12 protein-coding genes and 1 pseudogene are annotated in these 25,625 nt (G+C 40.3%); 9 read left to right on the top strand and 4 right to left on the bottom strand.

Annotated elements, in window-relative coordinates; translation table 11 throughout:
* Nucleotides 1-212: 212 nt before the first annotated feature.
* From V7K15_RS07520 to V7K15_RS07530, 3 genes are all read right to left on the bottom strand, one after another.
* Nucleotides 213-1,217, bottom strand: a complete 1,005-nt coding sequence (locus V7K15_RS07520; RefSeq protein ID WP_334904447.1) for an NAD-dependent epimerase/dehydratase family protein — start codon at nt 1,215-1,217, stop codon at nt 213-215.
* 234 nt (nt 1,218-1,451) lie between these two features.
* On the bottom strand, nt 1,452-2,630 hold the full coding sequence (gene devC / locus V7K15_RS07525) for an ABC transporter permease DevC (RefSeq protein ID WP_334904448.1): 1,179 nt from the start codon (nt 2,628-2,630) through the stop codon (nt 1,452-1,454).
* Between the two features lie 47 nt (nt 2,631-2,677).
* Nucleotides 2,678-3,883, bottom strand: a complete 1,206-nt coding sequence (locus V7K15_RS07530; protein WP_334904450.1) for an ABC exporter membrane fusion protein — start codon at nt 3,881-3,883, stop codon at nt 2,678-2,680.
* A 1,421-nt stretch (nt 3,884-5,304) separates the two neighbouring features.
* On the opposite strand from V7K15_RS07530, the pseudogene V7K15_RS07535 reads away from it, so the two are divergent.
* The 7 genes and pseudogenes from V7K15_RS07535 to V7K15_RS07565 all read left to right on the top strand — a co-directional run bounded on the left by V7K15_RS07535 (nt 5,305) and on the right by V7K15_RS07565 (nt 23,077).
* Nucleotides 5,305-5,523, top strand: a pseudogene (locus tag V7K15_RS07535) (hypothetical protein).
* A gap of 263 nt (nt 5,524-5,786) precedes the next feature.
* Nucleotides 5,787-11,234, top strand: coding sequence for a beta-ketoacyl synthase N-terminal-like domain-containing protein (locus tag V7K15_RS07540; protein WP_334904451.1), 5,448 nt, complete (start codon nt 5,787-5,789; stop codon nt 11,232-11,234).
* A 147-nt stretch (nt 11,235-11,381) separates the two neighbouring features.
* Entirely contained in the window at nt 11,382-13,109 is a 1,728-nt protein-coding gene (locus V7K15_RS07545; RefSeq protein ID WP_334904453.1) for an SDR family NAD(P)-dependent oxidoreductase, read from the top strand.
* A 195-nt stretch (nt 13,110-13,304) separates the two neighbouring features.
* Nucleotides 13,305-18,065 carry a PfaB family protein gene (locus V7K15_RS07550; RefSeq protein WP_334904455.1) on the top strand — a complete coding sequence of 1,587 codons (4,761 nt, stop codon included), beginning with the start codon at nt 13,305-13,307 and terminating at the stop codon, nt 18,063-18,065.
* Nucleotides 18,066-18,315: 250 nt separating this feature from the next.
* Nucleotides 18,316-19,989 (top strand): PfaD family polyunsaturated fatty acid/polyketide biosynthesis protein, encoded by a 1,674-nt coding sequence (locus V7K15_RS07555; RefSeq protein ID WP_334904457.1) that lies wholly within the window; start codon nt 18,316-18,318, stop codon nt 19,987-19,989.
* Between the two features lie 2 nt (nt 19,990-19,991).
* Nucleotides 19,992-21,506, top strand: coding sequence for a thioester reductase domain-containing protein (locus V7K15_RS07560; RefSeq protein ID WP_334904459.1), 1,515 nt, complete (start codon nt 19,992-19,994; stop codon nt 21,504-21,506).
* Nucleotides 21,507-22,273: 767 nt separating this feature from the next.
* Complete coding sequence (locus V7K15_RS07565) at nt 22,274-23,077, top strand: SDR family NAD(P)-dependent oxidoreductase (RefSeq protein WP_334904460.1); 804 nt, start codon at nt 22,274-22,276, stop codon at nt 23,075-23,077.
* A gap of 54 nt (nt 23,078-23,131) precedes the next feature.
* Here the strand turns inward: V7K15_RS07565 and hetI are convergent, their stop codons facing one another.
* Nucleotides 23,132-23,839 (bottom strand): 4'-phosphopantetheinyl transferase HetI, encoded by a 708-nt coding sequence (hetI, locus tag V7K15_RS07570; RefSeq protein ID WP_334904461.1) that lies wholly within the window; start codon nt 23,837-23,839, stop codon nt 23,132-23,134.
* Between the two features lie 212 nt (nt 23,840-24,051).
* Between hetI and V7K15_RS07575 the strand changes: the two genes are divergently transcribed.
* Both V7K15_RS07575 and V7K15_RS07580 read left to right on the top strand, forming a co-directional pair.
* The gene (locus V7K15_RS07575; RefSeq protein WP_334904462.1) at nt 24,052-24,198 is read left to right on the top strand and encodes a hypothetical protein; all 147 of its coding nucleotides are present in this window, start codon (nt 24,052-24,054) and stop codon (nt 24,196-24,198) included.
* A 254-nt stretch (nt 24,199-24,452) separates the two neighbouring features.
* Nucleotides 24,453-25,418, top strand: a complete 966-nt coding sequence (locus V7K15_RS07580; RefSeq protein WP_334904464.1) for an acyltransferase family protein — start codon at nt 24,453-24,455, stop codon at nt 25,416-25,418.
* Nucleotides 25,419-25,625: the final 207 nt, after the last annotated feature.

Genomic DNA, 25,625 nt, shown 5'->3' on the forward strand with positions numbered 1-25,625 from the left:
CCGATACTCAAGCGTGGCTGATTGCTATTCATAAAAAACCAGTATTCAAAAAATCTGTGGATTATTTATGCTTAATTGCAGATAACTGTTAGGTAGATGCAACGTAATAATTCATATTTTAGTAGGTTGGGTTGAGAAACGAAACCCAACATTATCAAGGTTTTGATCAAGGTTTTGTTGAGTTTAGCTGTCGCTAAACCCAACCTACTATTTTATTTGATCAACTTTTGGATATCTGTTTTTTGCAGCCATTCATGTGTTAGCTGCATACCTGATTCTAGGTCAATTGTTGGTTTATAATTTAACAGACTTTGTGCTTTGACAATAGAACAAGCATAGGGACGAGTCATAAAATCTATAGACTCTGGTAAGATATCAACTTTTTGGCGAAAAAGTTTTTGTCCTTGAACACGCAGCTTTAGAAACAACTTGATTTCATCTTTCGGTAATGAAAGGGGCGCTTGTAAACCTTCCATTGCTGCTAAACGCATAAAATACTCTTTCCACGAAGTTTCTTGTCCGTCGGTAATATTAAATATTTCACCATAGGTTTCTTTTTCTATCGCCAGAAAGATGCCATCAATCAGGTTATCTATATATACATGATTGATTACTCCTTTACCATCGTTGGCATAGGCAAATAACTTTTGACGCATCATCAGAATTGGCCTGACTATCCAGGGAATACTCCCTGGGCCGTAAATATCTCCGGCTCGAATAACAATGATGCCAAAATCTGAGGGATTATTCAGTTCTAAGAGTGCTGTTTCGGCTTCTATTTTCGTTTGACAGTAAGGATTATTTTCGCCAGATAGTGGCCCGGATTCTGCAACACTATTAGGATAATTGAAACCGTAAACCATCACACTGGATAGATGCACAAATGTTTTCACACCAGCCTGTTTAGCGGCTTTAGCGATGTTGACAGTACCGCCAACATTGACATCACGAAAATGCTTAATCGCACCAGCTTCTTCGGCAATTTGATATGTATGTAAAACGATATCTACTCCCTGACAAGCTTTTTGGGCAATAGTAGCATCGGTAATACTACCAATAATTACCTCAACACCTAAATTCTGTAATTGTTTATTCTGTTCTGTAGAACTTTGCAGTCCCCGAACCTTCATTCCTTGCGCTATGGCTAACTCGGCTGTACGTAATCCGACAAGTTCATCAATCCCAGTAATTAGGAGGGTTTTGTTTTTGAGGTTCATAAAGTAGGGGTTATACGAATTTTGGATTTTGGATTAAAAATCTCTTATCAGTGAAAGAATACCGAATATTTTTTATCTTATGCAGAGGTGCAGAGAGAAAAAATAGGTAATCTTAATAGAGCTTTGCACAAATTTATAGCGAATCGAATTGACAAACTCTGCGTTTAAAAATCAATCCTGAGTTAGCCACTTATTAATACAAAGCAACACTTTGAGTCCACAGGTAGTTATTGCTTAGAAAATATCTCCCGGATCTGCGGAGCGGAGTTTGTTGATAGCAAGCGCTCCTGATGTGATACACATTAAAACTGTTGAAGTTAAGACAATCAGTGCATTATTAGTGGTCATAACTATTGGTAATTTAGTTGCTTGTTCTGCAAAACTATATAACAAGATAGAAGTAATAAATCCGGGGATATAACCTAAAATAGCCAAAATTAAAGCTTGCTGAAATACCACATTTAATAAATATCTATTGGCATAACCTATGGCTTTTAAAGTGGCATAAGCAACGAACTGTGTAGCAATATTGCTGTAAAGAATTTGATAAACAATAACTACCCCAACAACCGCAGCCATTGTCAACATCAAGTTAAGTATAAAACCAATGGGTGTTCTGACTGCCCAATATTTTTTTTCAAAATTGATAAAGCCTTGGCGTGTGAAAACTTGGACATCATTAGGCAAAGTTGCTTGCAAATTTTTCACTACTGTTTCTGCATTAGTACCAGGTTTGAGGGAAATCAAACCGATATCGATCATATCTGCTGGACGACTATTAGGATTTATCCTCAAGAAAGTTGAGTCACTAACAAGTAAATTTCCGTCTACCCCAAAGGAAGGCCCTAAGCTAAATAAACCACCAATTCTTACTCTATAACCAATTAATGAATTGAAGGGAAATATTTCAATTGTTTGTGCAGTCTCTCCCGCATTAAATTTTTCCGCTATTGGGCCAAACTCTGGACGCGAAATCCGGTCAAAAAGCATGACATCAGGAATTTTGAGTTTATCTAAATTTTCCTCAACTTCTGGGATGTCCATCACAGGTTTGCCTGGATCGAAACCAATAACGTATATTGAATATTTCTCACCAGTTGCCGGATTTTTAAGTTTGGCAAATTGCAAATACATCGGGCTAACTGACTCTACGCCATTAAACCCCAGAGATTGGTATAAACGAGTCCGCGAAAAGCTTTGATTTGAGGTCAAAGATTTGTATTGCGAACTAACTAAAAATAAATCTCCCTTGAGATGCTGATGCACTGCGGTTGCACTGGAATAGAGAGCATCTTGAAAACCAAGTTGCACAAACATTAGCAGCACAATAAAACCAATCCCGGCTACAGCTACTAGTAAACGAACTTTTTGCTGGGCTAGCTGTAGCCATCCTAAAGGAATTTTGAAAATCATGGATTTATTTGTTAGTTGTTATTAGTAAATTGGTCATTGATCAATTACTAAATATGAATGGCAACATCTACCTGTAAGTTAGTGAAACGAGCCACTCGCTGACTATCTGCGGGATTATCAATAGAGATTTTTACCTCAATTATTCTGCGGTCTGTATCTGATCCAGGGTTGAGGCTGAAGATATTTTGCTTATCAACTTGCCAACCAATCTCTTTCACAGTTCCCTGTAATTTTCCAGTAAATGCAGTGCTGATAATGGTGGCTTTTTGTCCTACACGGACTTTTTGAATATCAGTTTGATACACCTCTGCAATCACATACATTTGAGATGTCTTACCTATTTCAGCAAATCCTCTGGTGGTGCTGATTACTTCTCCGGTTTTGGCATGAATTTTCAAAATTTTGCCATTTATGGGAGATTTGATGTAACTTAAATCTAAGTCGGCTTTTGCTTGTTGAACAGAAGTTGTGGCACTGTTGACTTCGGTTTGTGCCACCTGAACATCTACACTACGCACTTCACTAATGCCCGTGAGTGTAGCTTGTGCCTGTTTGCGTTGTTCTTGGAATGTGTCTTGAGTCCGCTTCAGTGAGGCTTGGGCTTCTGTTAGTTGCTGTTGTGTAGTCTTGAGTTGTAAAGCTTTGGTATCTGCTATGGAAGCCGCGATCGCACCTTGTTTATATAATTGCTGATAGCGATCGTTTTCGGCTTGAGCATTGTCTACTTCAGCCTGGATGCGGGCGATTGTCGCCTGTTGGGTGGCAACGTCTCCTTTATATTGTGGCTCTAACCGAGCGATCGCAGCCTTTTGAGCATCGACATCTCCGGTTTTAGCCCCAGATTTCACCTGCGCTAGTTTAGCTTTGGCAACTTGCAGTTGGTCTAAAGCCTGTTGCAATCCGGTTTTAGAACGACCATAATTTTCTAGATACGCTAATAATTGCCCTGCTTTAACCGTATCTCCTTCTTTTACCAACAATCTGTCTACTCGCACCCCATTATTGGAAGCGGGAGCAGTCAAAGAAGTAACTTCGCCTTCTGGCTCCAAACGCCCCAAGGCAGTCACAGCAAGTTTTACAGGCGTGGCAGCCTTGGGAGGATTCGCTTGTGTCACAACTTTCGGTTTAGACCAAAACGGTGCCAAACTATAGAAAGTGATTAATCCGGCCGCTAAAGTGAGAGAAGTTGCTAAGATTATTCGCGATCGACCTACGGGTTTTGTGAATAATCGGCTTTCTTTATTTACTGCCATATTTTCATTCCAATTCTGCTTTTTTAGGGGATAGCCTGGTTATATTTAGTCGATTAGAATAGACTCATCCGCAAATTAACAAGAGGGCTTTTCCTCTAGGGTTTCTACCTTAATAAACTGGATGGTTCTAAATTGGTTTTATATGAATTGTTGTACGCTTTTGCCGCCCAAAGTCGCTATTGTGGCGTGAAAATTAATGGTGTGTTACTTCAAAGCTTCCTAAGTTATATCCTAATTTGATATCTAATCCCGTAGCGTAAAATACAATAGCGCTAACCATAAAACTTAACTCTCAATCACAACGAAGCGCTAATAAAAATGAACTCAAAATTTGGATAAACTTGTTATTAAGTATGGCGTAAAAAGCAAATTTTGTCAAGCTATTTAATTGGCATAAGTCCTGATTATCTCACTAAAATATTTAATTACTGTAAGATTAGAGACTGAAGAAATTTACTTATTACTAATTCCTTGTATAGTCATTGAATACTAACAAATAGTTAGTTATTAAGCAGATTTGATATTTTTAACAGATTATGATTAGCAAGGTTGTGTAATATAAGACATTCTTATAGCAATTTCCAGTAGGGGCAATACCCTGCGGTCAGCTAAAGCTACATGAATTATGCCTAATTTTTACTCATTTAACCCATATTATGTTTAGCAAGCCACATACTAAAAATTAACATTTGCTTTATAAATAACGGCTTTGCTTCTTAGCTTGACTTATATTTAAAAATAACCAAAAACTTTGACTCAATTATGATGTTTCTCTGAGAAAAAATACTTATGGTTATTCAATTTATCTATGTATTCATTGAATTTTTACTTACTAGACAACAGATTTGCATTCTTAATTTACAGCAATTTTCATTTAATTGAACCACATATATTGTAAAGAACATTGCTCATGGGTATGAATTTAAGTCCAAACCCTTTTCAAACCTCGTTTTTAGCATCTGGGTGGAAATGCTGCTCATTGGGCTGCTGCCGCGAGTAAGAGAGGCGGAGCCTCAATGAGGGGCATTCCTAGTCAGAGACTAGGAACGAGGTAAATTTCTCACAGTTTTATTTAGTCATAAATTATACTTTGATGCTGAATTTTATTCCAAATTTATATCAGTAATGGTGGACGGCTATTTATGAAATAACTTTAAAGAAATGATTTAGTTTCTGTAAAGTATGTTAGTGTTTTTATTAATTCAATGCTTTAAAGTGGTTATACAAACTAGTTATTTAATTGAGATTTGGAAATTGAAAATAACTAAACCAACCTGCTATGTCATCACTTAATGATCGTTTAATTACTTTTTCAACTTGCATAAATTCGGATTAAAGGCGGTGTCTTTTCTGTAACGAACTTGTCAACTTTCCTGGGTCAAATCCCATAAGATATATTATCCCGGACGTTGAAACTAGCTATGACATTGATCAAGATACAGAACGTTGTCATTAACATCAGCTATGTTGCTGTAGTTAGGCTAGATAATCAAACGGTTTCGGGTGAAAAAAGCGTTTATGTTCCCTTAGCTACTGCTCAGTTTCTCTCGCTCCAGTGGGATACCATTGCTCAAAATCTCTACTATTAGAAATGGATTGAATTCACTGGTCAAGCAGCTATTACACTCCAAGACTATTAGACCCGTTTTAACAACGTCATCGACCTATTGCCACAATTTCAAGAGTCTAACGTTGTCTAAGATTTTTCTGCGATCGCAGTGTGCCAAAATCGCCTATAAATCTCAGGCTTTATCAGGGCAGTATCTGTCGTGTGGTGTCGATTTTGAGAAAAGCATTTAGCGGAGATAGGATAGCTAGCTGCTTACAAAACAAGAGATTTTGATTATTTAGTAGGCAACAGAAATTACTGTAGCTACACAATCCACAGTACTCACTATGCCCTATGTCTGCTTATTCAATTGATACTGCCTTAGCGGAGTTAGAGAGCCTTGTTAATAATTGCGAAAAGGCTGTAATTAGGTCTATAGAGGAAAAAAACATGAGGTCAGAGAAATCAGTGTCAGTCAACAGAATTAACAGACAATTACAACACAATCCTATAGCCATTGTCGGGATGGCTTCTCTATTGCCCAAAGCTAGAAACTTGCACGAATACTGGCAAAATATAGTAAACAAAATTGACTGTATTACTGATGTTCCTTCCACTCACTGGAGCGTCGAAGATTATTACGATCCGAATCCCAGAACTACTGAAGATAAAACCTACTGTAAAAGAGGTGGGTTTCTTCCAGAGGTAGATTTTAACCCGATGGAATTCGGCATACCACCCAGCATTTTGGAAGTCACAGATGTATCGCAACTATTAAGTTTAGTAGTTGCGAAAGAGGCGATGGAAGATGCAGGTTATGGTGAAAAACGTGAGTTTAGCCGCGAGACTGTTGGGGTAATCTTAGGCGTGGCGATGGCCAAGCAATTAGGAATGCCACTTTCTGCAAGGTTGGAATATCCGATTTGGGAAAAAGTTCTTAAAAGCAGTGGTTTATCTGATGAAGATACACAAAAAATCGTTGATAAAATCAAAAGCGCCTATGTGAAATGGGATGAAAATGCTTTCCCTGGAATGTTAGCTAACGTAGTCGCGGGTAGAATTGCCAATCGCCTAAATTTTGGTGGGATGAACTGCGTAGTTGATGCCGCTTGCGCTAGTTCTTTTGGTGCTTTAAAAATGGCTATTAGTGAGCTAGTTGAGCATCGTTCTGACATGATGCTAACTGGTGGTGTTGATACCGATAACACCATCATGGCTTACATATCATTCAGCAAAACACCGGCGGTTTCTCCGAGTGAGAATGTCAAACCTTTCGATGCTAAATCCGATGGGATGATGTTGGGTGAAGGTATTGGGATGATTGTACTCAAACGGCTGGAAGATGCTGAACGTGACAACGATAAAATCTATGCCGTAATCAAAGGTATTGGTACCTCCAGTGATGGGCGTTATAAGAGCATTTATGCTCCTCGTAAAGAAGGTCAAGTTAAAGCCTTAGAACGTGCTTATGAAGATGCTGGCTTCTCTCCCGCAACTGTTGGTTTGATGGAAGCACATGGCACCGGTACAATGGCTGGTGATCCGACAGAATTTGGTTCTTTGAAAGACTTTTTTGGCGAACATGATCACAAAAAGCAGCATATCGCTTTGGGTAGTGTGAAATCACAAATTGGACACACAAAAGCGGCTGCGGGTGCGGCAAGTTTGATTAAAACTGCTTTGGCTTTACATCACAAAGTATTACCGGCGACAATTAACATTACTGAGCCGAATCCCAAACTCAACATTAAAAATTCCGCCTTCTATTTGAATACCGAAACTAGACCTTGGATTCGTGCTGAAGGGGAAGCACCAAGACGCGCAGGTGTGAGTTCCTTTGGCTTTGGCGGCACCAATTATCACGTCGTTTTGGAAGAACATGAAGCTGACCAGAACCACGCTTACCGCTTACATAGTGGTGCTAGTGAAGTGCTGTTGTTTGCTCCCACAGTAGACCAATTGTTGAATAAATCTGAAGAGATTTTAGGTAAGTTGCGATCGCCTGAAGCACCGACACATTATGCAGAATTAATCAAGGAGTGCAAATCGCCACAGATTCCCCTCTCTGCTGCCAGATTTGGGTTTGTCGCTGAGAATCTTGAAGACGCTTGCAAGTTGTTGCAAACTAGCATTGATTGGCTGAAAAACAAAGGAACAGCAGCATCTTGGGAGCATCCCCAAGGGATTTATTACCGCGCCTCTGGTATGGAGTTGGGTGGAAAAGTTGTCGCTCTATTTTCTGGTCAAGGTTCGCAATACTTGGAGATGGGGCGCGAACTGGTGATGAATTTTCCTTTGATGCGGCGTCTTCATGGCTATATGGATAGCTTGTTAATTAAAGATAATTTGCAGCCGCTTTCAGAGATAGTTTTTCCTCATCCGGTGTTTGAGGAAGCAGAGAAAAACGCCCAAGTTGCTGCCTTACAACGCACAGAATACGCTCAACCAGCCATCGGGGTGTTGAGTGCAGGGATGTACAGCATACTGCAACAAGCTGGGTTTAAGTCAGATTTTGTGGCGGGTCATAGCTTCGGGGAACTGACAGCTTTATGGGCTGCGGGCGTTTTGAGTACAGAAGATTACCTGTTCCTGGTGAAAGCTAGGGGTCAAGCAATGGCGGCACCCGAAGACCCGGATCATGATGCGGGTAGTATGCTGGCTGTTAAAGAAGACATCAGCAAAGTCGAAGCAGTGCTGAAGCGTTTTCCCCAAGTTGCGATCGCTAATCAAAATTCTCCGACTCAATTTGTCTTGGCTGGCCCCACCGCAGAAATAGCGAGAGTTAGAGAGGCTTTACACGAGAAAGGATATACAGCTGTATTGTTACCTGTTTCAGCAGCTTTCCATACACCGCTAATCGCCTTTGCTCAAAAATCCTTTGCGATCGCAACCAAGTCCGTCAAGTTCCAAAGTCCGAAAATCCCTGTTTACAGCAACGTCACCAGTAAGCAATATCCCAATGAACCCCAAGGTATTCAAAAAATCCTGGAAACGCACCTTTCCAACTCAGTGCTGTTTAAGCAGGAAATTGAAAATATCTATGCAGCCGGTGGTACTTGCTTTGTGGAATTTGGGCCCAGAAGAATTCTGACCAACTTGGTAAAAGATATCCTTGGCGATCGCCCACACACTACCGTATCTTTGAACCCCAGCACTCAAAAGAATAGCGATCGCTCTTTACGAGAAGCGGTTGTGCAGTTGCGGGTGATTGGTCTGGCTTTGAATAACCTCGATCCTTACCAACTTCTCCAAACTATACCCCCAATTGAGACGAAGAAGACCTTAAATGTCCGTTTGAACGGCATCAACTACAGATCCGAAAAAACGAAAAATGCCTTCGCTTTAGCTTTGCAGGATGGGCATAAAATCACATTACCTACCCCCGAATATGCTGATGCGGCTCCTTTGTTTACCAGCCCAGGAGTAACTCCACCTCTGGCGGTGATCGAGACTAACGGACATAAAAAAACACCTGCGATCGCTAACAATGTGACTGCTAATATCATCACCCAAACAGAGCAACAAATGAATCCTGTTACCCTGTCACAACCAGCCCAGGAATCTAAGATGCAACCAACACCAGAAAAACTTACAAATTACCAACAACTTTTAGAAAGTTTAGAATACCTGCTGACACAGTTTCAAGAAAATCAAGCTGAGAATTTACAAGTTCACGGTACTTATCTCAACCATCAAATGGAATATGCCAAAGCGTTTTTCCAACTGATGCAGCAGCAGAATTCTTTGTTGAGTGAAAGTAAATCAACAGCCGAAACTGCCAAAATGAAGCTAGTCGTGATGGAAAGCTTAGAGCGCAGCATGATGCAGTTTCACTCCCAACAAGGTGAAACCCTACGCATCCATGAGCAATATCTCCAAGAGCAACTGGAATATACTAAAAGCTTTTTCCAACTCATCCAGCAAGAGTATTCTCAAATCATCTCAGGTGAGGGAGTAACTCAACTCACAGAGAAAGTCAGCAATGCCGTAGGACATCATTTCACCACACAAACAACTGTTAGTGATGCACCAGTACCCGCCGTTACAAAGATAGTAGAAAGCCAACCACTGCCTGTAACTGAGCCAGTAGCTAAAAATGGCTTAAATGTTACCCAAGCACCTCTGGCGCCCGCTCCGCAGGTAGTAGAGCCTGTAGTTGAAACTCCTGTATCCCCCACTTCTAAGAAGGATGAAAATTCCTCTTCTTTGCTCCCTAATCTCTTCTCCCCACTCCCTACTTTCGAGACAGTAGAGCCTGTAGCGGCGTCACCTGTTCCCGCAGTAGTAGAACCCCAAACTGAGCTTGTAGTCAAAATTAGCTCACCCCCAGTCAAGGAAGTTGTGGCAGAACCAGCACCGACAACTGCTGCACCTGTATCTGGCGCAACCATCGATATTGTTGACTTGGATAAAAACCTGTTAGCCATCACCAGCGACAAGACGGGCTACCCAGTCGAGATGCTGGAAATGGACATGGACATGGAGGCAGACTTAGGGATTGACTCGATCAAACGGGTAGAAATCCTGGGGGCGCTACAGGAAATGTACCCCAACCTACCCAAACCCAATTTAGAAGAACTAGCAGAAAAACGCACCATCGGTCAAGTTGTAGAGTATCTGCAATCCCATACTTCCAAAAACATTTCTGTAGAAATTGCAGTTCACGAAGTACAACAACCAACTGAGATTTTAATAGAGACTGCACCGGTAGTTGAGGTAATTACTTCACCTGAAGCAAGCGTAGTTGTCGCATTCAACCCAGAACCAGAACCCGCAACAAGTGATGAATTTGCAGATTTAGGTGAAACCCTGCTAGCCATCACCAGTGATAAAACTGGCTATCCAGTGGAGATGCTGGAACTAGAAATGGACATGGAAGCCGACTTAGGGATTGACTCGATCAAACGGGTAGAAATACTAGGGGCGATGCAAGAAATGTACCCCAACTTACCTAAGCCAAACATTGAAGAACTCGGAGAACTCCGCACCATCGGTCAAATAGTCGATTACCTACAGCAGTTAGCTGGAGGTGAAAAAAAAAAGTCTGAACCTGAGTTTGTCCAACAGCCACCGGAATTAGAGCATAATATCCAGCGTCATCCCGTCAAACTCAGAAGCCTACCACAGCCCGATTATTTGGATTTCACCTTACCAGAGGGACACATCGGTTTAATCACCGATGATGGTTCCCTCACCACTTATAAATTAGCTGAATCCCTAATCGAGAAAGGCTGGAAAGTAGTAGTTGTCAGCTTCCCCCAATCGCTGATCGCCCAGCAAGCGCCCTTACCCACAGGAGTAACCCGCGTCACCTTAGCAAACTTGAGTGAAGAACATCTTCAACAACAATTGCAAGCGATCGCATCTCACTGCGGAGCGATTGGGGCTTTTATCCATCTACATCCGATGTTTGTAGCAAATCACACCGGGAGTATTTCTTACAACGAAGAAGAAAAGGCGATCGTCAAGCACGTATTTTTGATGGCGAAACACCTCAAACCCTCCCTCAACGAAGCCGCGCGTCATGGACGTAGTTGTTTCTGCACAGTTGCTCACCTTGATGGCGCTTTCGGCTTAGAGTACAAAGTCAACTTTGGTGCGATCGGCGCTGGTTTATTTGGATTAACCAAAACTCTAAGATGGGAATGGCCAAAAGTGTTTACTCGTGCGATCGATCTAAGTCCCAGACTTGACGCCAAACAGTCAGTACAAAACATCATCGCCGAGCTTCACGACCCCAACCTTTATATTAGTGAAGTTGGTTACGGCTCACAAGGGCGAGTTACCATTATCGCCGATTAAAAATCCCTTCATCTCTTCTCTCTGCGCTCTCTGCGTCTCTGTGGTTCGTTAAAAAAAACCGCAGAGGACACAGAGAAAGAGATAGGAAACAACTTGTAACCAGCTTTCTAGAGCATCTATTAATTACGAATTAATATCAGAGGATTTATGACACAAACAGCCCAGCTTAGTCCATCATCTGTCTTTGTCGTGAGCGGCGGTGCAAAAGGGATTACGGCTGAGTGTACTATCAGATTAGCCCAACAGCAACCCTGCAAATTCATCCTCCTCGGTCGCTCCGAACTATTAGAAACCGAGCCAGATTTTGCTCAAAATTCTGATGAATCCGCATTGAAAAAATGCATCATGGAAAATCTTCTTTCCCAAGGAGAGAAGCCCACACCCATGAATGTGCAAAAAATCTATAACAAAATTACCTCCAGCCGCGAAATTAAAAAGACTCTAGCCGCAATTGAAAAAACCGGAGCGAAAGCCGAATATATCAGCGTCGATGTTACAGATACGCCAGCTTTACAAGAAAAACTTGCCAATGCTGTGCAACATCTCGGCCCAATTACCGGAATCATCCACGGTGCGGGAAACTTGGCTGATAAGTTAATTGAAAAGAAAACAGAACAAGATTTTGAAAAAGTTTACACCGCCAAAGTTCAAGGTTTAGAAAACCTGTTGGCTTGCGTTAATCCTAATCAACTTCAGCATTTAGTTTTGTTTTCTTCAGTAACAGGATTTTACGGAAATCCTGGACAATCTGATTATGCGATCGCAAATGAAATTCTGAACAAATCAGCCCATATATTTAAGCAAAGTTATCCCTCATGTCATGTAGTCGCTATCAACTGGGGCGCTTGGGATAGTGGAATGGTGACAGCAGAATTAAAGAAGATTTTTCAAGAGCGAAAAATTGAAATAATTCCGATTGCAGTCGGGGCACAAATGCTCGTTAAAGAAATGGATAATACTAATCATGCAACCGCACAAGTTGTTATTGGTAGTCCACTAGTTCCAATGGCGACAGAACTAGATTCAGAACTACGAACTTATCGTATTCGTCGCCAAATGACATTGGAGGCTAATCCATTTTTACACGATCATACTATTGCTGGTTCTCCAGTTTTACCAGCAACTTGTGCAATGACCTGGATTATCAATGCTTGTGAACAATTATATCCCGGTTATCGGTTGTTTTATTACCAAGATTTCAAGGTTTTGAAGGGGATTACTTTCAATGAAACATTAGCGAAGGAACATATTTTAGAAATAGAAGAAATTTCCAAAGTTAATCTTGAAAGAATCGAACTAAAAGCCAAAATTTCAAGTAAAAACCCAGAAGGAAAAACTCATTTTCATTTTAGCGCTCAACTAAATCTCCAGCGTGAAATCCCAGATGCACCCATCTATGAATCTCTCAATCTCGAACAAGATAATATCATCACCGCTACCGGAAAAGCTTTTTACCAAAATGGGGGAGCTAGATTATTTCATGGCCCGGCTTTTCAAGAAATCAAAAGAGTTTTAAACATCAGTCCTGAAAAAATCACTACAGAATGTCTGTGGCCAGAACTCACCGCCCAGCAACAAGGACAATTCCCTGTCCAATGGGTAAATCCTTACACAACAGACTTGAGTATGCACGCCTTATGGGTTTGGACACAACACTTTCATGAAGAAGGTTGTTTACCTGGAAAAGTCGAAAAATTTGAACAATTTGCCATGATACCACATAACGAAACATTTTACGTTTCTTGTGAAGTGATATCTAAGACACCAAGTAGTGCGATCGCAAACTTCATCATACACGATCGCCAAGGTAAAATCTATTCACGAATGCTCGGCGCTCACGCCATCATTTGGTCAATGAAAATGCTCAGAAGTTAGTAATCTCTTAAGTTTAAAGTTCGTAGTAAGGACTTTAGTCCTTCTTATATAAGCACTAAAGTGCTTACTACAAACTCTGAAAGCTAGCTTAATCTTAGGACTGCTATAACTTGCCACTTCAAAGTTTGGGGAACAGCGTAAATCCTGCCTTTTAATTATCTCTTGCTAAATACCCAAACTCGGAGCATATAAATCGTGGAAAAAATAGCCATCATCGCATTATCATGCCTATTCCCCGATGCTAAAAACCCTGAAGAATACTGGCAAAATATTATTGCTCAAAAAGATTCGACATCCTCTGCAACCGTCGAAGAAATCGGAGTAGATCCGACAATCTTTCACAATCCAGTTAAAGGTACACCAGACAAAACTTATTCCCTCAAAGGCGGATACATCCGCAACTTTCAGTTTAATCCTAGTGAATACAATCTACCCTCAGAATTTGTTGCTGGTTTAGATAACACCTTCAAATGGTCATTGTATGCCGCTAAACAAGCAATTGTAAACAGTGGTTATTGGGGTAATCAAACTGTTCTGGCAAAATGCGGTGTAATTTTAGGTAATTTGTCATTCCCGACAAAATTATCTAATCAGCTATTCTCTCCAATTTACCAGCAAGCGATCGCACCTGCTGTCAGAGAACTTTTACAGTATGAAGATTTTGATTTAGCTGCTCTCCCAACTGCAACTAAAGCATCTTTGTACAATGCTCTGATATCTGGTTTACCAGCATCTATTATTGCTCAAGCTCTATGTCTATCCCAGATTAATTTATGTCTAGATGCTGCTTGTTCGTCATCATTTTATGCTATTAAACTAGCATCTCATTACTTATGGTCACATAAAGCTGATGTCATGTTAGCTGGAGCCATCAGTTGTGCAGATTCCCTCTTCGTGCGGATGTTATTTTCTGGTGTTCAAGGATATGCAGAAAACGGCATCAGCCGCCCCTTAGACAAATCCTCTAGAGGGCTAATTCCTGCCGATGGTGTTGGAATGGTGATGCTGAAGAGATATTCTGATGCCGTTAGAGATGGCGATAATATTCTCGCTACTATCTGCGGTAATGGACTCTCAAATGATGGCAAAGGTAAACATTTATTAAGTCCTAATCCTAAAGGACAAATCTTAGCTTTTGAACGAGCCTATAATGAGGCGAAATTTAGTCCCAAAACCATCGATTATTTAGAGTGTCACGCCACAGGCACATTGCTAGGAGATACAACCGAATTCAACTCCATAGAAACATTCTTTGGTCAAAATCAAGCTGCGCCTCTGGTAGGTTCTGCTAAGGCAAATACTGGTCACTTGTTAACTGCTGCTGGCATGGTTGGCTTGACTAAGGTGATTTTGAGTATGTCGCATGGTATAATTCCACCAACCATGAATGTTTCTGAACCTTTAACATCAGAAAAAAGTACAATTTCCGCCGACAAAATTGTTAGAACAGCTACGGCATGGCCGAATAATAACGCACCAATTAAACGGGCGGCTATTAGCGCTTTTGGTTTTGGCGGCACTAATTCTCATCTGATTTTAGAACAAGGAACTACAACACAACCAGTTGAATCAACTGCACCTGTTCCACCTGTAAAAGTCGCCATTGTCGGCATGGATGCCTTTTTTGGTAACTGCAACGGTTTAGATGCTTTTGAACGCAGTATTTATGATGGAACACAGCATTTTACTTCCCTACCGCCTCAAAGATGGCATGGTATAGAAAACCAAGAAAATGTCCTGAAAGAGTACGGTTTAGCAGATGGTAAAGCACCAGTTGGGGCATATATCAAAGATTTTGAAATCGATACTTTATCATGCAAAATCCCACCGAATGAAATAGAGAAGTTAAATCCACAACAATTATTGCTTTTGAAGGTTAGCGATCGCGCCGTCAAAGATGCGAAACTACAGGAGGGTGGCAATGTGGCTGTGATTGTTGCCGCCGAGACAGAATTCTCTGTGCATCAGCTACAGCAAAGATGGAATCTATCTTGGCAAGTTAAGGACGCCTTACTCAACCAAGGAATTTCTTTACCTGCTGAACAGTTAGCGCAACTGGAAACCATTGTTAAAGATAGCATTCACCAACCAGTAGAAATCGGCGAATATGTGAGTCACATTGCCAACATCATGGCAAGTCGGATTTCTGCTTTATGGAATTTCACTGGCCCGGCATTCACCATCAGCGCTGGCGAAAATTCTGCCCTCAAAGCGTTGGAAGTTGCACAAATGCTACTCGCTACGGGAGAAGTTGATGCAGTCGTTGTGGGTGCCGTAGATTTAGCCGGTGGTGTAGAAAATGTCTTGTTCCGCAACCAATTTGCACCAATTAATACGGGTGTCAATACGTTGAGTTTTGACCAACAAGCTAATGGCTGGACGGTTGGTGAAGGTGCCGGTGCAGTTGTCCTCAAGCGCTACGAAGCTGCTAAGGAAGACAACGAACGCATCTATGCAGTAATTGATGCCATGAGTTTCGCACAAGGTAATTCTACTTTGAGTAACGCTCTGGTAAAACCTGATGCCTCAGCTATCAGTGATGTCTGCAAACAAGCCTTCCAGATGGCGGAGATTCAACCCACACAGGTTAACTATGTAGAAGTCTTCGGTAGTGGCGTTTCCCAGCAGGATGAAGCCGAAATCACAGGTTTATTGCAAGCTTATCCGAAAGTGGGTAATGGTCTGCATTGTGCATTGGGCAGCGTCAAAGCCAATATCGGCCACACCTATACAGCATCAGGAATCGCTAGCTTAATCAAAACCGCTCTCTGTCTTTATTACAGGTATATTCCCGCCACACCCAAATGGTCTGGTGTCAAAACACCGCAAGTATGGGAAGGTAGCCCCTTCTATGTGGCAATGGAATCAAGACCTTGGTTTGTCGATAAAGGCGGCACACGCAGAGTAGCAGCAATTAATAGCATGGGTATAGATGGCAGTTACGCCCATTTAATCTTATCGGAAGAACCCAGCCAAGAGGAGCGCGACAACAGATATTTGCAACAAATGCCTTTTCATCTGTTTCCTATAGCAGTTAGCGATCGCTCCACGATACCAGATTTACTTAACAATCTCCAAAAATCCATTGAAGCTAGTTCCTCTTTATCAGCTACCGCCAGCGAAACATTCGCTAATTTTGAACAGCAATCTAATGCAAAATACGTCTTATCAATCACAGGACGTAACCAAAAAGATTTACTCAAAGAAATTGAATCTGCCCGCAAAGGTGTAAACAATGCCTTTGAAAACGGCACAGATTGGCAAACACCACTAGGTAGTTATTTCACCGCAAAACCATTGGGTAAAACTGGAGCAGTTGCTTATGTTTATCCCGCAGCAGTCAATTCTTATATTGGCATTGGTCGCAGTGTCTTCCGGTTATTTCCGAAAGTCTTCGAGGACTTAAAAAGTAATAATCTTTACAACCGGGCTGCCGATGTTGAAAAGTTAGTTTATCCCAGAAGTTTACCTAAATTGACAACCAGGCAACTAGAAACTCTCGAAAAGCAATTGCTAGATGATTCACTGGCAATGTTTGAAAGTGAAATTGCCTTTGCTAGATACATGACGGCAATTTTTAGAGATGATTTTCAAGTCAAGCCGAAATCCGTTTTTGGGTATAGTTTGGGTGAAACTAGTATGATGGTTGCCCAAGGAGTTTGGAGTGATTTTGAAGGCGGAAGTAACACCTTAAACTCATCACCTTTATTTGGCGATAAGTTATCTGGCCCGAAAAATGCTGTGCGTGAATATTGGGGATTAACAGATTCACCAAATTCACAAAACAACAATTTTTGGAATACCTATGTTCTCATGGCTAGTCCATCCCAAGTTAGAGAATGTCTCAAACATGAGAATCACGTCTACTTAACTCAAATCAACACGCCAGAAGAAGTATTAATTGCTGGTGATGATGCAGCCTGTAAGCGAGTGATTACAACATTAGGTTGCAACGCTTTTCCCGCTCCCTTCGACCATGTGATCCATTGTGAAGCGATGCGATCGCAGTACGAGGAAATCAAGAAGGTAAACACGTTACCATCCCAAAATCTTCCCGGTATTGTGTTTTATTCTGCTGCCGATTATCAACCGATTACACTTGATAGCGATACCATCGCGCACAATATCGCCAAAGGATTGTGCCAAGAACTTGATTTTCCACGATTAGTTAATCGTGTCTACGGTGATGGTGTGCGAATATTTTTAGAAGCAGGTGCTGGTAGTGTGTGTTCACGATGGATTGATAAAATCCTCGGCGATAAAGAACACATGACAGTCTCTCTAAATCGTAGAGGGATGGATGACCATGCTTCAATGGTCAAAGCATTAGCAAAACTACTCAGTCATCAGGTGAACGTGGATTTATCACCGTTATATAGCAAAGCTCAAGAAACCCCTAATCAAAATAAAGCAACATTGAGAACAGTTACCTTGGGTGGAAAATCAATTGCTGCTACTATATTGAGCAACGAAAATCGCAAACTTGTTGAAGATTTCGCTGGGGATCTTAAGAGCGATCGCTTTAAAAAACAGCATCCAAACATACCTAATCTTCAAAAATCTGAAATCGCAGATTCTCTTAAGACTTCCAACCAGATAATCCAAGAAGAAAATTACTCCCCTAACATTTTGCCTCAGCCAGAAGAAGTAAAGCCGAAAAATATCATTGATAACGGTTTTGAAACGAAAGAACAATTACAATCTTCTGAGTCAAGCGCAATTAGACAGCCAATTCCTCTTTCTTCGCCACCTGTCATCACTCAAAAAATTAGTAGCATCATCAGCATGTTCGATTTAAATAAGACCCAGTATCAAAAGCTCAATGTGAATAATTCAAAGATAACCAAAGCGCACACAGCTTTTTTACAAGCTAGACAAGATTACAGTCAACAAATGAGCGAAATCATTCAATTGCAACTAACTTGCGCCCAAAACTTGCTTAACGACGAATCCTAATAAATCATACCAATTCTCTCTCAACTTGCACTCAAAAACTGCTTAACTGATCTCTACGAGACGCTGCGTGTAGCTTGCTTCTCCGTAGGAGTATGCGGTTCGTTTAAAAAAGATTAAATGCATTTTCCTAGAGAATTGGTATTACTCCCTTACTCTGTGCCCTCTGCGGCAAGCCGAAGCGTCTACGTTAACAGAGTCTACACCCTTCAGCTTTTATCATCCATTACTTATAATCCGAGGGATAACTGCCGTGACAACCGTAGATACGGTACTAAGTAAACACGATAATGGTCTTAATTTCTCCGCCTGGTCTTATAATAAAAACCAGGTTTGGAAAGGTTCTTTAGAAACTGTATCTTTTGAGCAACAAACCATCAAAAATAAATTGATGGTATTAGATAAACCCTGCTACATCGTAAAAATTGCCGGAAAAATCGGTGTCACAAATGAGGGGTATTTATCCCCTGGTGATAATGGCACAACAGCCCAAGTAGAACTGTTAACATTTGCAGCACCTATCCGTATTCAACAATTTGGAGATCCGAATTTTCTCTCCTCTCATGGAGTGAAATATGCCTACGTAACTGGCGCAATGGCTGGTGGAATTGCTTCCGAAGAAATGGTCATTGCACTCGGAAAAGAGCAAATTTTGAGTTCCTTTGGTGCAGGTGGTTTAACTCCAGACCGTTTGGAAACAGCCATAAACCGTATTCAAGAAGCTTTACCTCAAGGGCCTTATGCATTTAATTTAATTCACAGTCCTAACGAACCTGCGATTGAACGCCGGGCTGTAGATTTATACCTCAAATATCAAGTGAGAACAGTAGAAGCATCAGCATTTCTCGACTTGACTCCCAACATTGTTTATTACCGTGTTGCTGGATTGGGGTTGAATAACGCCAATCAAATTGAAATCAAAAATAAAGTCATTGCCAAAATTTCTCGCCGAGAAGTTGCTACTAAATTTCTGCAACCAGCACCAGCCAGAATTATCAAAGAACTTCTGGAACAAGGATTAATTACTGAGTTACAAGCAACCCTTGCAGCCAAAGTTCCGATGGCTGATGATATTACCGTTGAAGCTGATTCTGGAGGTCATACAGATAACCGTCCCTTGGTTTGTTTGTTGCCTTCTATTATTGCCTTGCGGGATGAAATTCAAGCACAATATCATTACCAAATACCGATTAGAATCGGAGTAGCAGGGGGAATTGGTACACCACAATCAGCATTAGCAGCCTTTATGATGGGTGCTGCTTATATAATGACCGGCTCAATTAATCAGTCATGCGTTGAATCTGGGGCTTGTGAACATACCAAAAAGCTACTATCTCAAGCAGAAATGGCTGATATGATGATGGCTCCAGCAGCAGATATGTTTGAAATGGGAGTCAAACTACAAGTTCTCAAACGGGGTACGATGTTCCCCATGCGAGCGCAGAAATTATTTGAACTCTATCGTGCTTATGATTCCATTGAAGAGATTCCTTTGGCAGAAAGAGAGAAATTAGAAAAACAAGTTTTTCGCAAAACTATTGCCGAAGTATGGGAAGGAACTGCGGCTTATTTGTCCCAAAAGAATCCTGAGAAATTGGGTAAAGCAGTTAATAATCCTAAACTCAAAATGGCGTTGATTTTCCGCTGGTATCTAGGATTATCTTCTCGGTGGTCTAGTTCTGGTGAAAAAGGTAGAGAAGTCGATTATCAAATTTGGTGTGGCCCGGCTATGGGCGGTTTCAATGACTGGGTACGAGGTTCCTACCTCTCTGAAGCAGATAATCGTCGGGTAGTTGATGTTGCTAATCAAATTATGACTGGTGCAGCCTTTTTGTATCGTGTCCAAAATTTGAAAATTCAAGGACTGCAAGCTTCTGATTATTACAGTCAGTATCACCCTATTCGTTCTACATTGTTGGAGATTTGAAAATGACTATAAAACAGTCTTTCACCGCAGGCGATATTCAAGTATTTTTGATATCTAACTTAGCTGAGTTGCTAAAAATATCAACTGATGAAATAGATGTCAAAGAGCATTTAGAAAACTATGGTTTGGATTCAGCCCAAGCAATGATTCTAGTAAGCAAATTAGAAAAATTACTAGGATTTCAACCATCTCCGTTGCTTCTGTGGCACTACCCAAATATTGAAGCTCTTTCACAGCGTTTAGCTGAAGAAGTGCAAGAAGATTCACCGATTCAAAAGACAGGGGTGACATCTTCTAATGCCAACGCTGCCCCCTCTGTTCTAGATTTAGGTGCTGAGGCTGTTCTTGACCCTACAATCCATCCTGGTGCTGCATCTAATCTGTCTGTAGGTGAACCGAAAAACATCTTTTTAACTGGAGGAACAGGCTTTTTAGGAGCTTTTGTCATCCGGGAATTGCTACAGGAAACTAATGCGGATATTTATTGTTTAGTGCGTGCTGCTAATGCCGAAGAAGGCAAAACTAAACTGCAAAATAATCTGCAACAGTATGCAATTTGGCAGGAGCAATTTAACTCCAGAATTATTCCGATTGTCGGCGATTTATCTCAGCCATTGTTAGGTGTTGGCTCTGAACAGTTTCAAATGTTAGCTGCCAATATTGATACTATATATCATAGTGGTGCTTTGTTGAATTATGTTTTTCCCTACTCCGCACTCAAGGCAGCCAATGTTTTAGGAACTCAAGAAGTTTTGAGATTGGCATGTCAAGTTAAAGTTAAGCCTGTACATTACGTTTCTAGTGTCGCTATTTTTGAATCATCTGCTTATGCTGGCAAGGTTGTCAAAGAACAGGATGAATTCAATCATTGGGAAGGTATTTATCTTGGTTACTCTCAAACTAAATGGGTAGCTGAAAAGTTAGTCAAAATTGCCCGTGACCGAGGACTACCTGTAACTATCTATAGACCACCACTGATTTCAGGTGATAGCAAAACAGGGATTTGTAACACACATGACTTTATCAATTTGATGACCAAGGGCTGTCTACAAATGGGAAGTTTCCCTGATGTAGATTATATGTTGGATATGTCTCCTGTGGACTATGTAAGTAAAGCCATTGTTTATCTATCACGCCAAACAGAATCCATAGGTAAGGCTTTCAATTTACAACATCCCCAACCTGCTGCTTTGAAAATGCTAGTTGAGTGGATACGCTCTTTTGGTTATTCAGTTGACATGATTCCCTATGACAAATGGCAAGCTGAGTTAATCAATAATGTGTCTTCTGTGGATAACCCTTTATATACTCTGCGACCCTTTTTACTAGAGCGTTGGTCTGATCAACAAGTGACTATTCCTGATTTGTATTTACAAGCTAGAAGACCCCATATTAGCTGCGAAGATACGCTGATTGCACTAGCAGGTAGTTCTATTGTTTGTCCTCCTATTGACTCTCAATTGTTTATGACTTATACCGCCTACTTGATTCAAACTGGTTTCTTGAATATCGCTTAGGAAGTCACAACTTGCGTAGGGTGTGTTACAGCTTCTGTAACACAATGCCAGTTGCTACAACAGATAGCGAAGCATTAGCGACTCATCGAGTGTCGGGAACCTCCCTTCGGGTGACGCTCTCTACGAGACGCTAAAAGCGTAGCTTGCTTCTCTGTAAGAGTACGCGGACTCGCTAACGCTACGCTAACACCGCAACGCACTGGCTCCCCTACCAAACATTTTGTTTAATCGATGTTTTTTAGGACTCGGTACTACTTAATAGCCAACATTTAAGATGCCAGCTAACAAATCATACACCAACAGAGGCAATCTAATTGTCCTGTTTTTTGATGCTCACAAATATAAATTTTTAGAACTTACACCTTGACATAAACAATTGAGTATACAATGGTTAGTGTCAGCCATAAAAGTTTGATTTTACCCACTCTTCTGAGTAATCAAATACGTGTAAATAGAGCGATCGCTAGCAGTGGGACATAACCAAATTTTCTGGATTCTCAAGTTTGACGATGCATAAGTCCTAAATTTACGTTTGTACTGCTATAGCAAGCTGAAGGCGATGCCCTTCTCTACGAGAGGCTACGCCAACGACTGGCTCAGGGTAAGACCTACGGTGGGCTACGCCGGAGCACCACACAAGCATTTGAAAGGGTTATAAACTCAAGACATTTCTCGTCGTTTCAGATATTACGCATACTTAATTGTAGAGCGAGAATCACTGTAAATCCAATGCAGCTTCACCAACTTGAATTCACTAACCTTTTTACATGAACACAACACATCAAGGACAGAGTAAAAAAACTGCTCTTATTACTGGGGCAGCCGGTGGAATTGGCTACGAATTAGCATGTATTTTTGCTGCTCATGATTACAATCTTGTCTTAGTAGACAGAAACGGGATAAAGCTTGTAGAAATTGCAGTTAAATTCCAAGAAGAATTTGGAAATGTTGTTACAACTATTGTTAAGGATCTATCTATATCAACAGCTCCTGAAGAAATTTTCACAGAATTGCAACTCGCCAATATTAAGGTTGATGTGCTGGTAAATAATGCTGGATTTGGTATCTATGGATTATTTCACGAAACAGACCTAGCTGCTGAATTGGAAATGCTACAGGTAAATTTGGTGTGTCTCACCCATTTAACTAAGCTATTCGTGAAGGACATGGTAAAGCAAGGTGAGGGAAAAATATTAAACGTCGCCTCGGCTGCTGCCTTTCAACCAGGCCCTTTAATGGCGGTTTATTTTGCTACTAAAGCCTATATCTTATCTTTTTCAGAAGCGATCGCTAATGAATTAGAAGGTACAGGTGTGACTGTGACAGTTCTTTGCCCAGGCTCAACCGCATCTGCCTTTCATGAAAGAACAGGAATGGCTGACTCTAAGTTAGTCAAGGGCAAGAAGATGATGGATGCACAAACAGTAGCCGAAATTGGTTTTCGCGCCTTAATGAAAGGTCAAACCATTGTTATTCCTGGTTTTATCAATAAACTACTGGCGAAAATCGTCAGATTTGTACCTAGAAACCTGGTGACAAAATTTGTGAGAAATATGCAGGAAGATAAGTAGGGGGCATGGGGCATGGGGCATTGGGCATTGGGGAAAAATGACTAATGGCTAGGATTAATACTGCCAACATTTTAAGTGCCAGCCAAAATTCGTCACCGCAACAGCAGCAACATAATTGTTAGCAGGTACTAGTTCAAAAAGACTCCAGTCTTCAGCTATCTGTAACTTGGCTGGTTCTGTGGGAGTCAACGATACTTCAACTTGCTCTAACTGGGATAGTCCATCTCCAGTTGCTTTTAAATAAGCTTCCTTACAAGTCCAGTAACGGAAAAATATCTCTTGCTGTTGGTTGGGAGATAGCGATCGCAACATCTCATATTCTCTCGGTAAAAAAAACCGTTTGGCAAGAGTTTCTAAATCAGACATCGGGCGAATATATTCTAGGTCTACACCAATTTGGCGAGTACAATTCACCGCACACAAACCCAACCCTTGGGAATGAGACAAGTTAAACGCCAATCCACTATCAGCAAATTTATCTGCTAATACTGGTTTACCACGGTGTTGATAATTAAACTCAACTTGTGACGGCTGGATACTCAAATAGCAACCTAATATAGTTCGGAGAATACCGCGACCAGCGATGAAACGTTGCCGATGTTCCTGGAAATAGAACCGTTCAGCACGAGCCGTTTCGTCACTAGAAAGAGTTGCTGCTAAATTTTGCAAATTTGATTCTGATTGGTCAAGGTCTATGCGCCAGACATGAATCTCATCCGGTAATAAAATTAAATCTGTCGGTGCAGTTAGCCAGAGATTCATAATAATTCGTAATTCGTAATTCGTAATTAAATTTTGAATTTGGTGTGAGATTAACTTTGATTAGGTTTTTATTGGTGTTGACATTATAATTCGGGACACGTTTTTAATATGATTCTTTTTGCTCATATCCCGGATTTCTCATAAAGCCAGAGAAAAGAAGGGTCAAAAACTGCCAAAATCTATATTGCAAAACAATCCCAGCAGTTTCAAGCATGACCCTAAATAAAAATCATTGTATACCGGAACAGTTCGTATTTGGACAAGTAGAGTCATGTCCAGTTATAGTTAATTTCAAGGGTAAGCCTGTAACATCGGATGCAGGATTAACACTAATTGCGGAACTCGACAAAGGCGGGTAATTTAATAATATATCAATTAATTTATCCTAAGTCTGGCTAATCCATGTGTTTTTTTTCTCTTGTGAGAAATCCGGGATATAGTTCATCAGTTTTAGTTAATAATTCTTTAAATTATTCCTACTCCAGTCAGATCAAATACTTGGTGGCTTTTGTGTCTTTTTCCATCTACTTGAATAATTTACTCATGTTATAAAAGAATTATTCCTTAATTATACTAGAATAACACTAGGTAATTTTAGTTTTGGAGATATCTAATGGGAATATATCGTTTCCTGTTATCAATCTTTGTTGCCATAAGTCATACAGGAGTACTTATAAACACCTTAAACCCCGGAGTGATAGCAGTAATATCATTCTTGGTTATAAGTGGATATGTAATGACAGCCTTGATATCTAAAAATTATTTTGCTCCTAGAAAAATTGTTTGGTTCTATCTCGATAGGATTTTGAGAATTTATCCGCAGTATTTATTTAACACAATAGCAGTTTTAATTATTTATTCTATCTTTGGATTTAACTCGCATTTTCTTAGTAAACCTACAGAAATTGGATTATTACAAAATATTTTGATAATACCTATGGGATTTTATATGATTCCTTGGGTAGGAGACAAATTCATGATTATTCCACCTGCATGGTCGCTGGGTCTTGAAGGATGTTTTTATATCTTAATTCCATTTTTATTAATATATAAATTACAAAAAGTCTTTTTTTTATTATCATACATCATTTTTTTTATCGCTTATTTAGGAATTATTAACACAGATTATTTTGGTTATAGATTAATATTTGGAACAATATTTATGTTTCTTTGTGGTAGTTTCTTACATAAGAATAACAATATTACTACAAATCAGCCAGTCAAGTACACATTAATTTTTTCCTGTTTATTATTGGCAGCAACTTTTTTATATCCCCGTTTGATATTGCCCTATAATCGAGAAGTATTGATAGGATTAATATTAGCAATTATGATTATACCTTTATTAATAAAAATTAAAAGAACATATTTAGATGACTTTTTCGGCAATCTATCTTACGGATTATTTTTATCTCATTACTTGGTTATTTTTGAGTTTGAGAAACTAGGGATACACTGGAACTTAAAATCAATTTGGCTAATGTTGTTATTTTCTACATTTCTTTCAGCAATAGGTTTTTTCTGTTTTGAAAAGCCAGTAATTGATTGGCGTAAAAAAATTAGAAATCAACATAATTAAAGGATGTTGATAGACAGAAGACCACCCTGCTATTAGTAGGCAAGGGTATAGGGCAGGGCATAAAGTTTGAATACAATCAAACTAGGATTTGGTTGTATCCCACTTCTTATTTCTCTATCTCCCTCATGTTTAGATCCGTATACGCTGTAGACGTACCAAGGATACCCGATTAGATTTAATCTGACGAATCTTAATTACGAATTACGA

Source organism: Nostoc sp. (assembly GCF_036919815.1).
GTDB lineage: Bacteria > Cyanobacteriota > Cyanobacteriia > Cyanobacteriales > Nostocaceae > Nostoc.

Excerpts from the sequence above, each read along its gene's own strand:
- hetI (WP_334904461.1), bottom strand. The coding sequence starts at position 23,839 with ATGAATCTCTGGCTAACTGCACCGACAGATTTAATTTTATTACCGGAT.
- V7K15_RS07545 (WP_334904453.1), top strand. The coding sequence starts at position 11,382 with ATGACACAAACAGCCCAGCTTAGTCCATCATCTGTCTTTGTCGTGAGC.
- devC (WP_334904448.1), bottom strand. The coding sequence starts at position 2,630 with ATGATTTTCAAAATTCCTTTAGGATGGCTACAGCTAGCCCAGCAAAAA.
- V7K15_RS07575 (WP_334904462.1), top strand. The coding sequence starts at position 24,052 with ATGACCCTAAATAAAAATCATTGTATACCGGAACAGTTCGTATTTGGA.
- V7K15_RS07560 (WP_334904459.1), top strand. The coding sequence starts at position 19,992 with ATGACTATAAAACAGTCTTTCACCGCAGGCGATATTCAAGTATTTTTG.
- V7K15_RS07520 (WP_334904447.1), bottom strand. The coding sequence starts at position 1,217 with ATGAACCTCAAAAACAAAACCCTCCTAATTACTGGGATTGATGAACTT.
- V7K15_RS07530 (WP_334904450.1), bottom strand. The coding sequence starts at position 3,883 with ATGGCAGTAAATAAAGAAAGCCGATTATTCACAAAACCCGTAGGTCGA.
- V7K15_RS07565 (WP_334904460.1), top strand. The coding sequence starts at position 22,274 with ATGAACACAACACATCAAGGACAGAGTAAAAAAACTGCTCTTATTACT.
- V7K15_RS07580 (WP_334904464.1), top strand. The coding sequence starts at position 24,453 with ATGGGAATATATCGTTTCCTGTTATCAATCTTTGTTGCCATAAGTCAT.
- V7K15_RS07540 (WP_334904451.1), top strand. The coding sequence starts at position 5,787 with ATGTCTGCTTATTCAATTGATACTGCCTTAGCGGAGTTAGAGAGCCTT.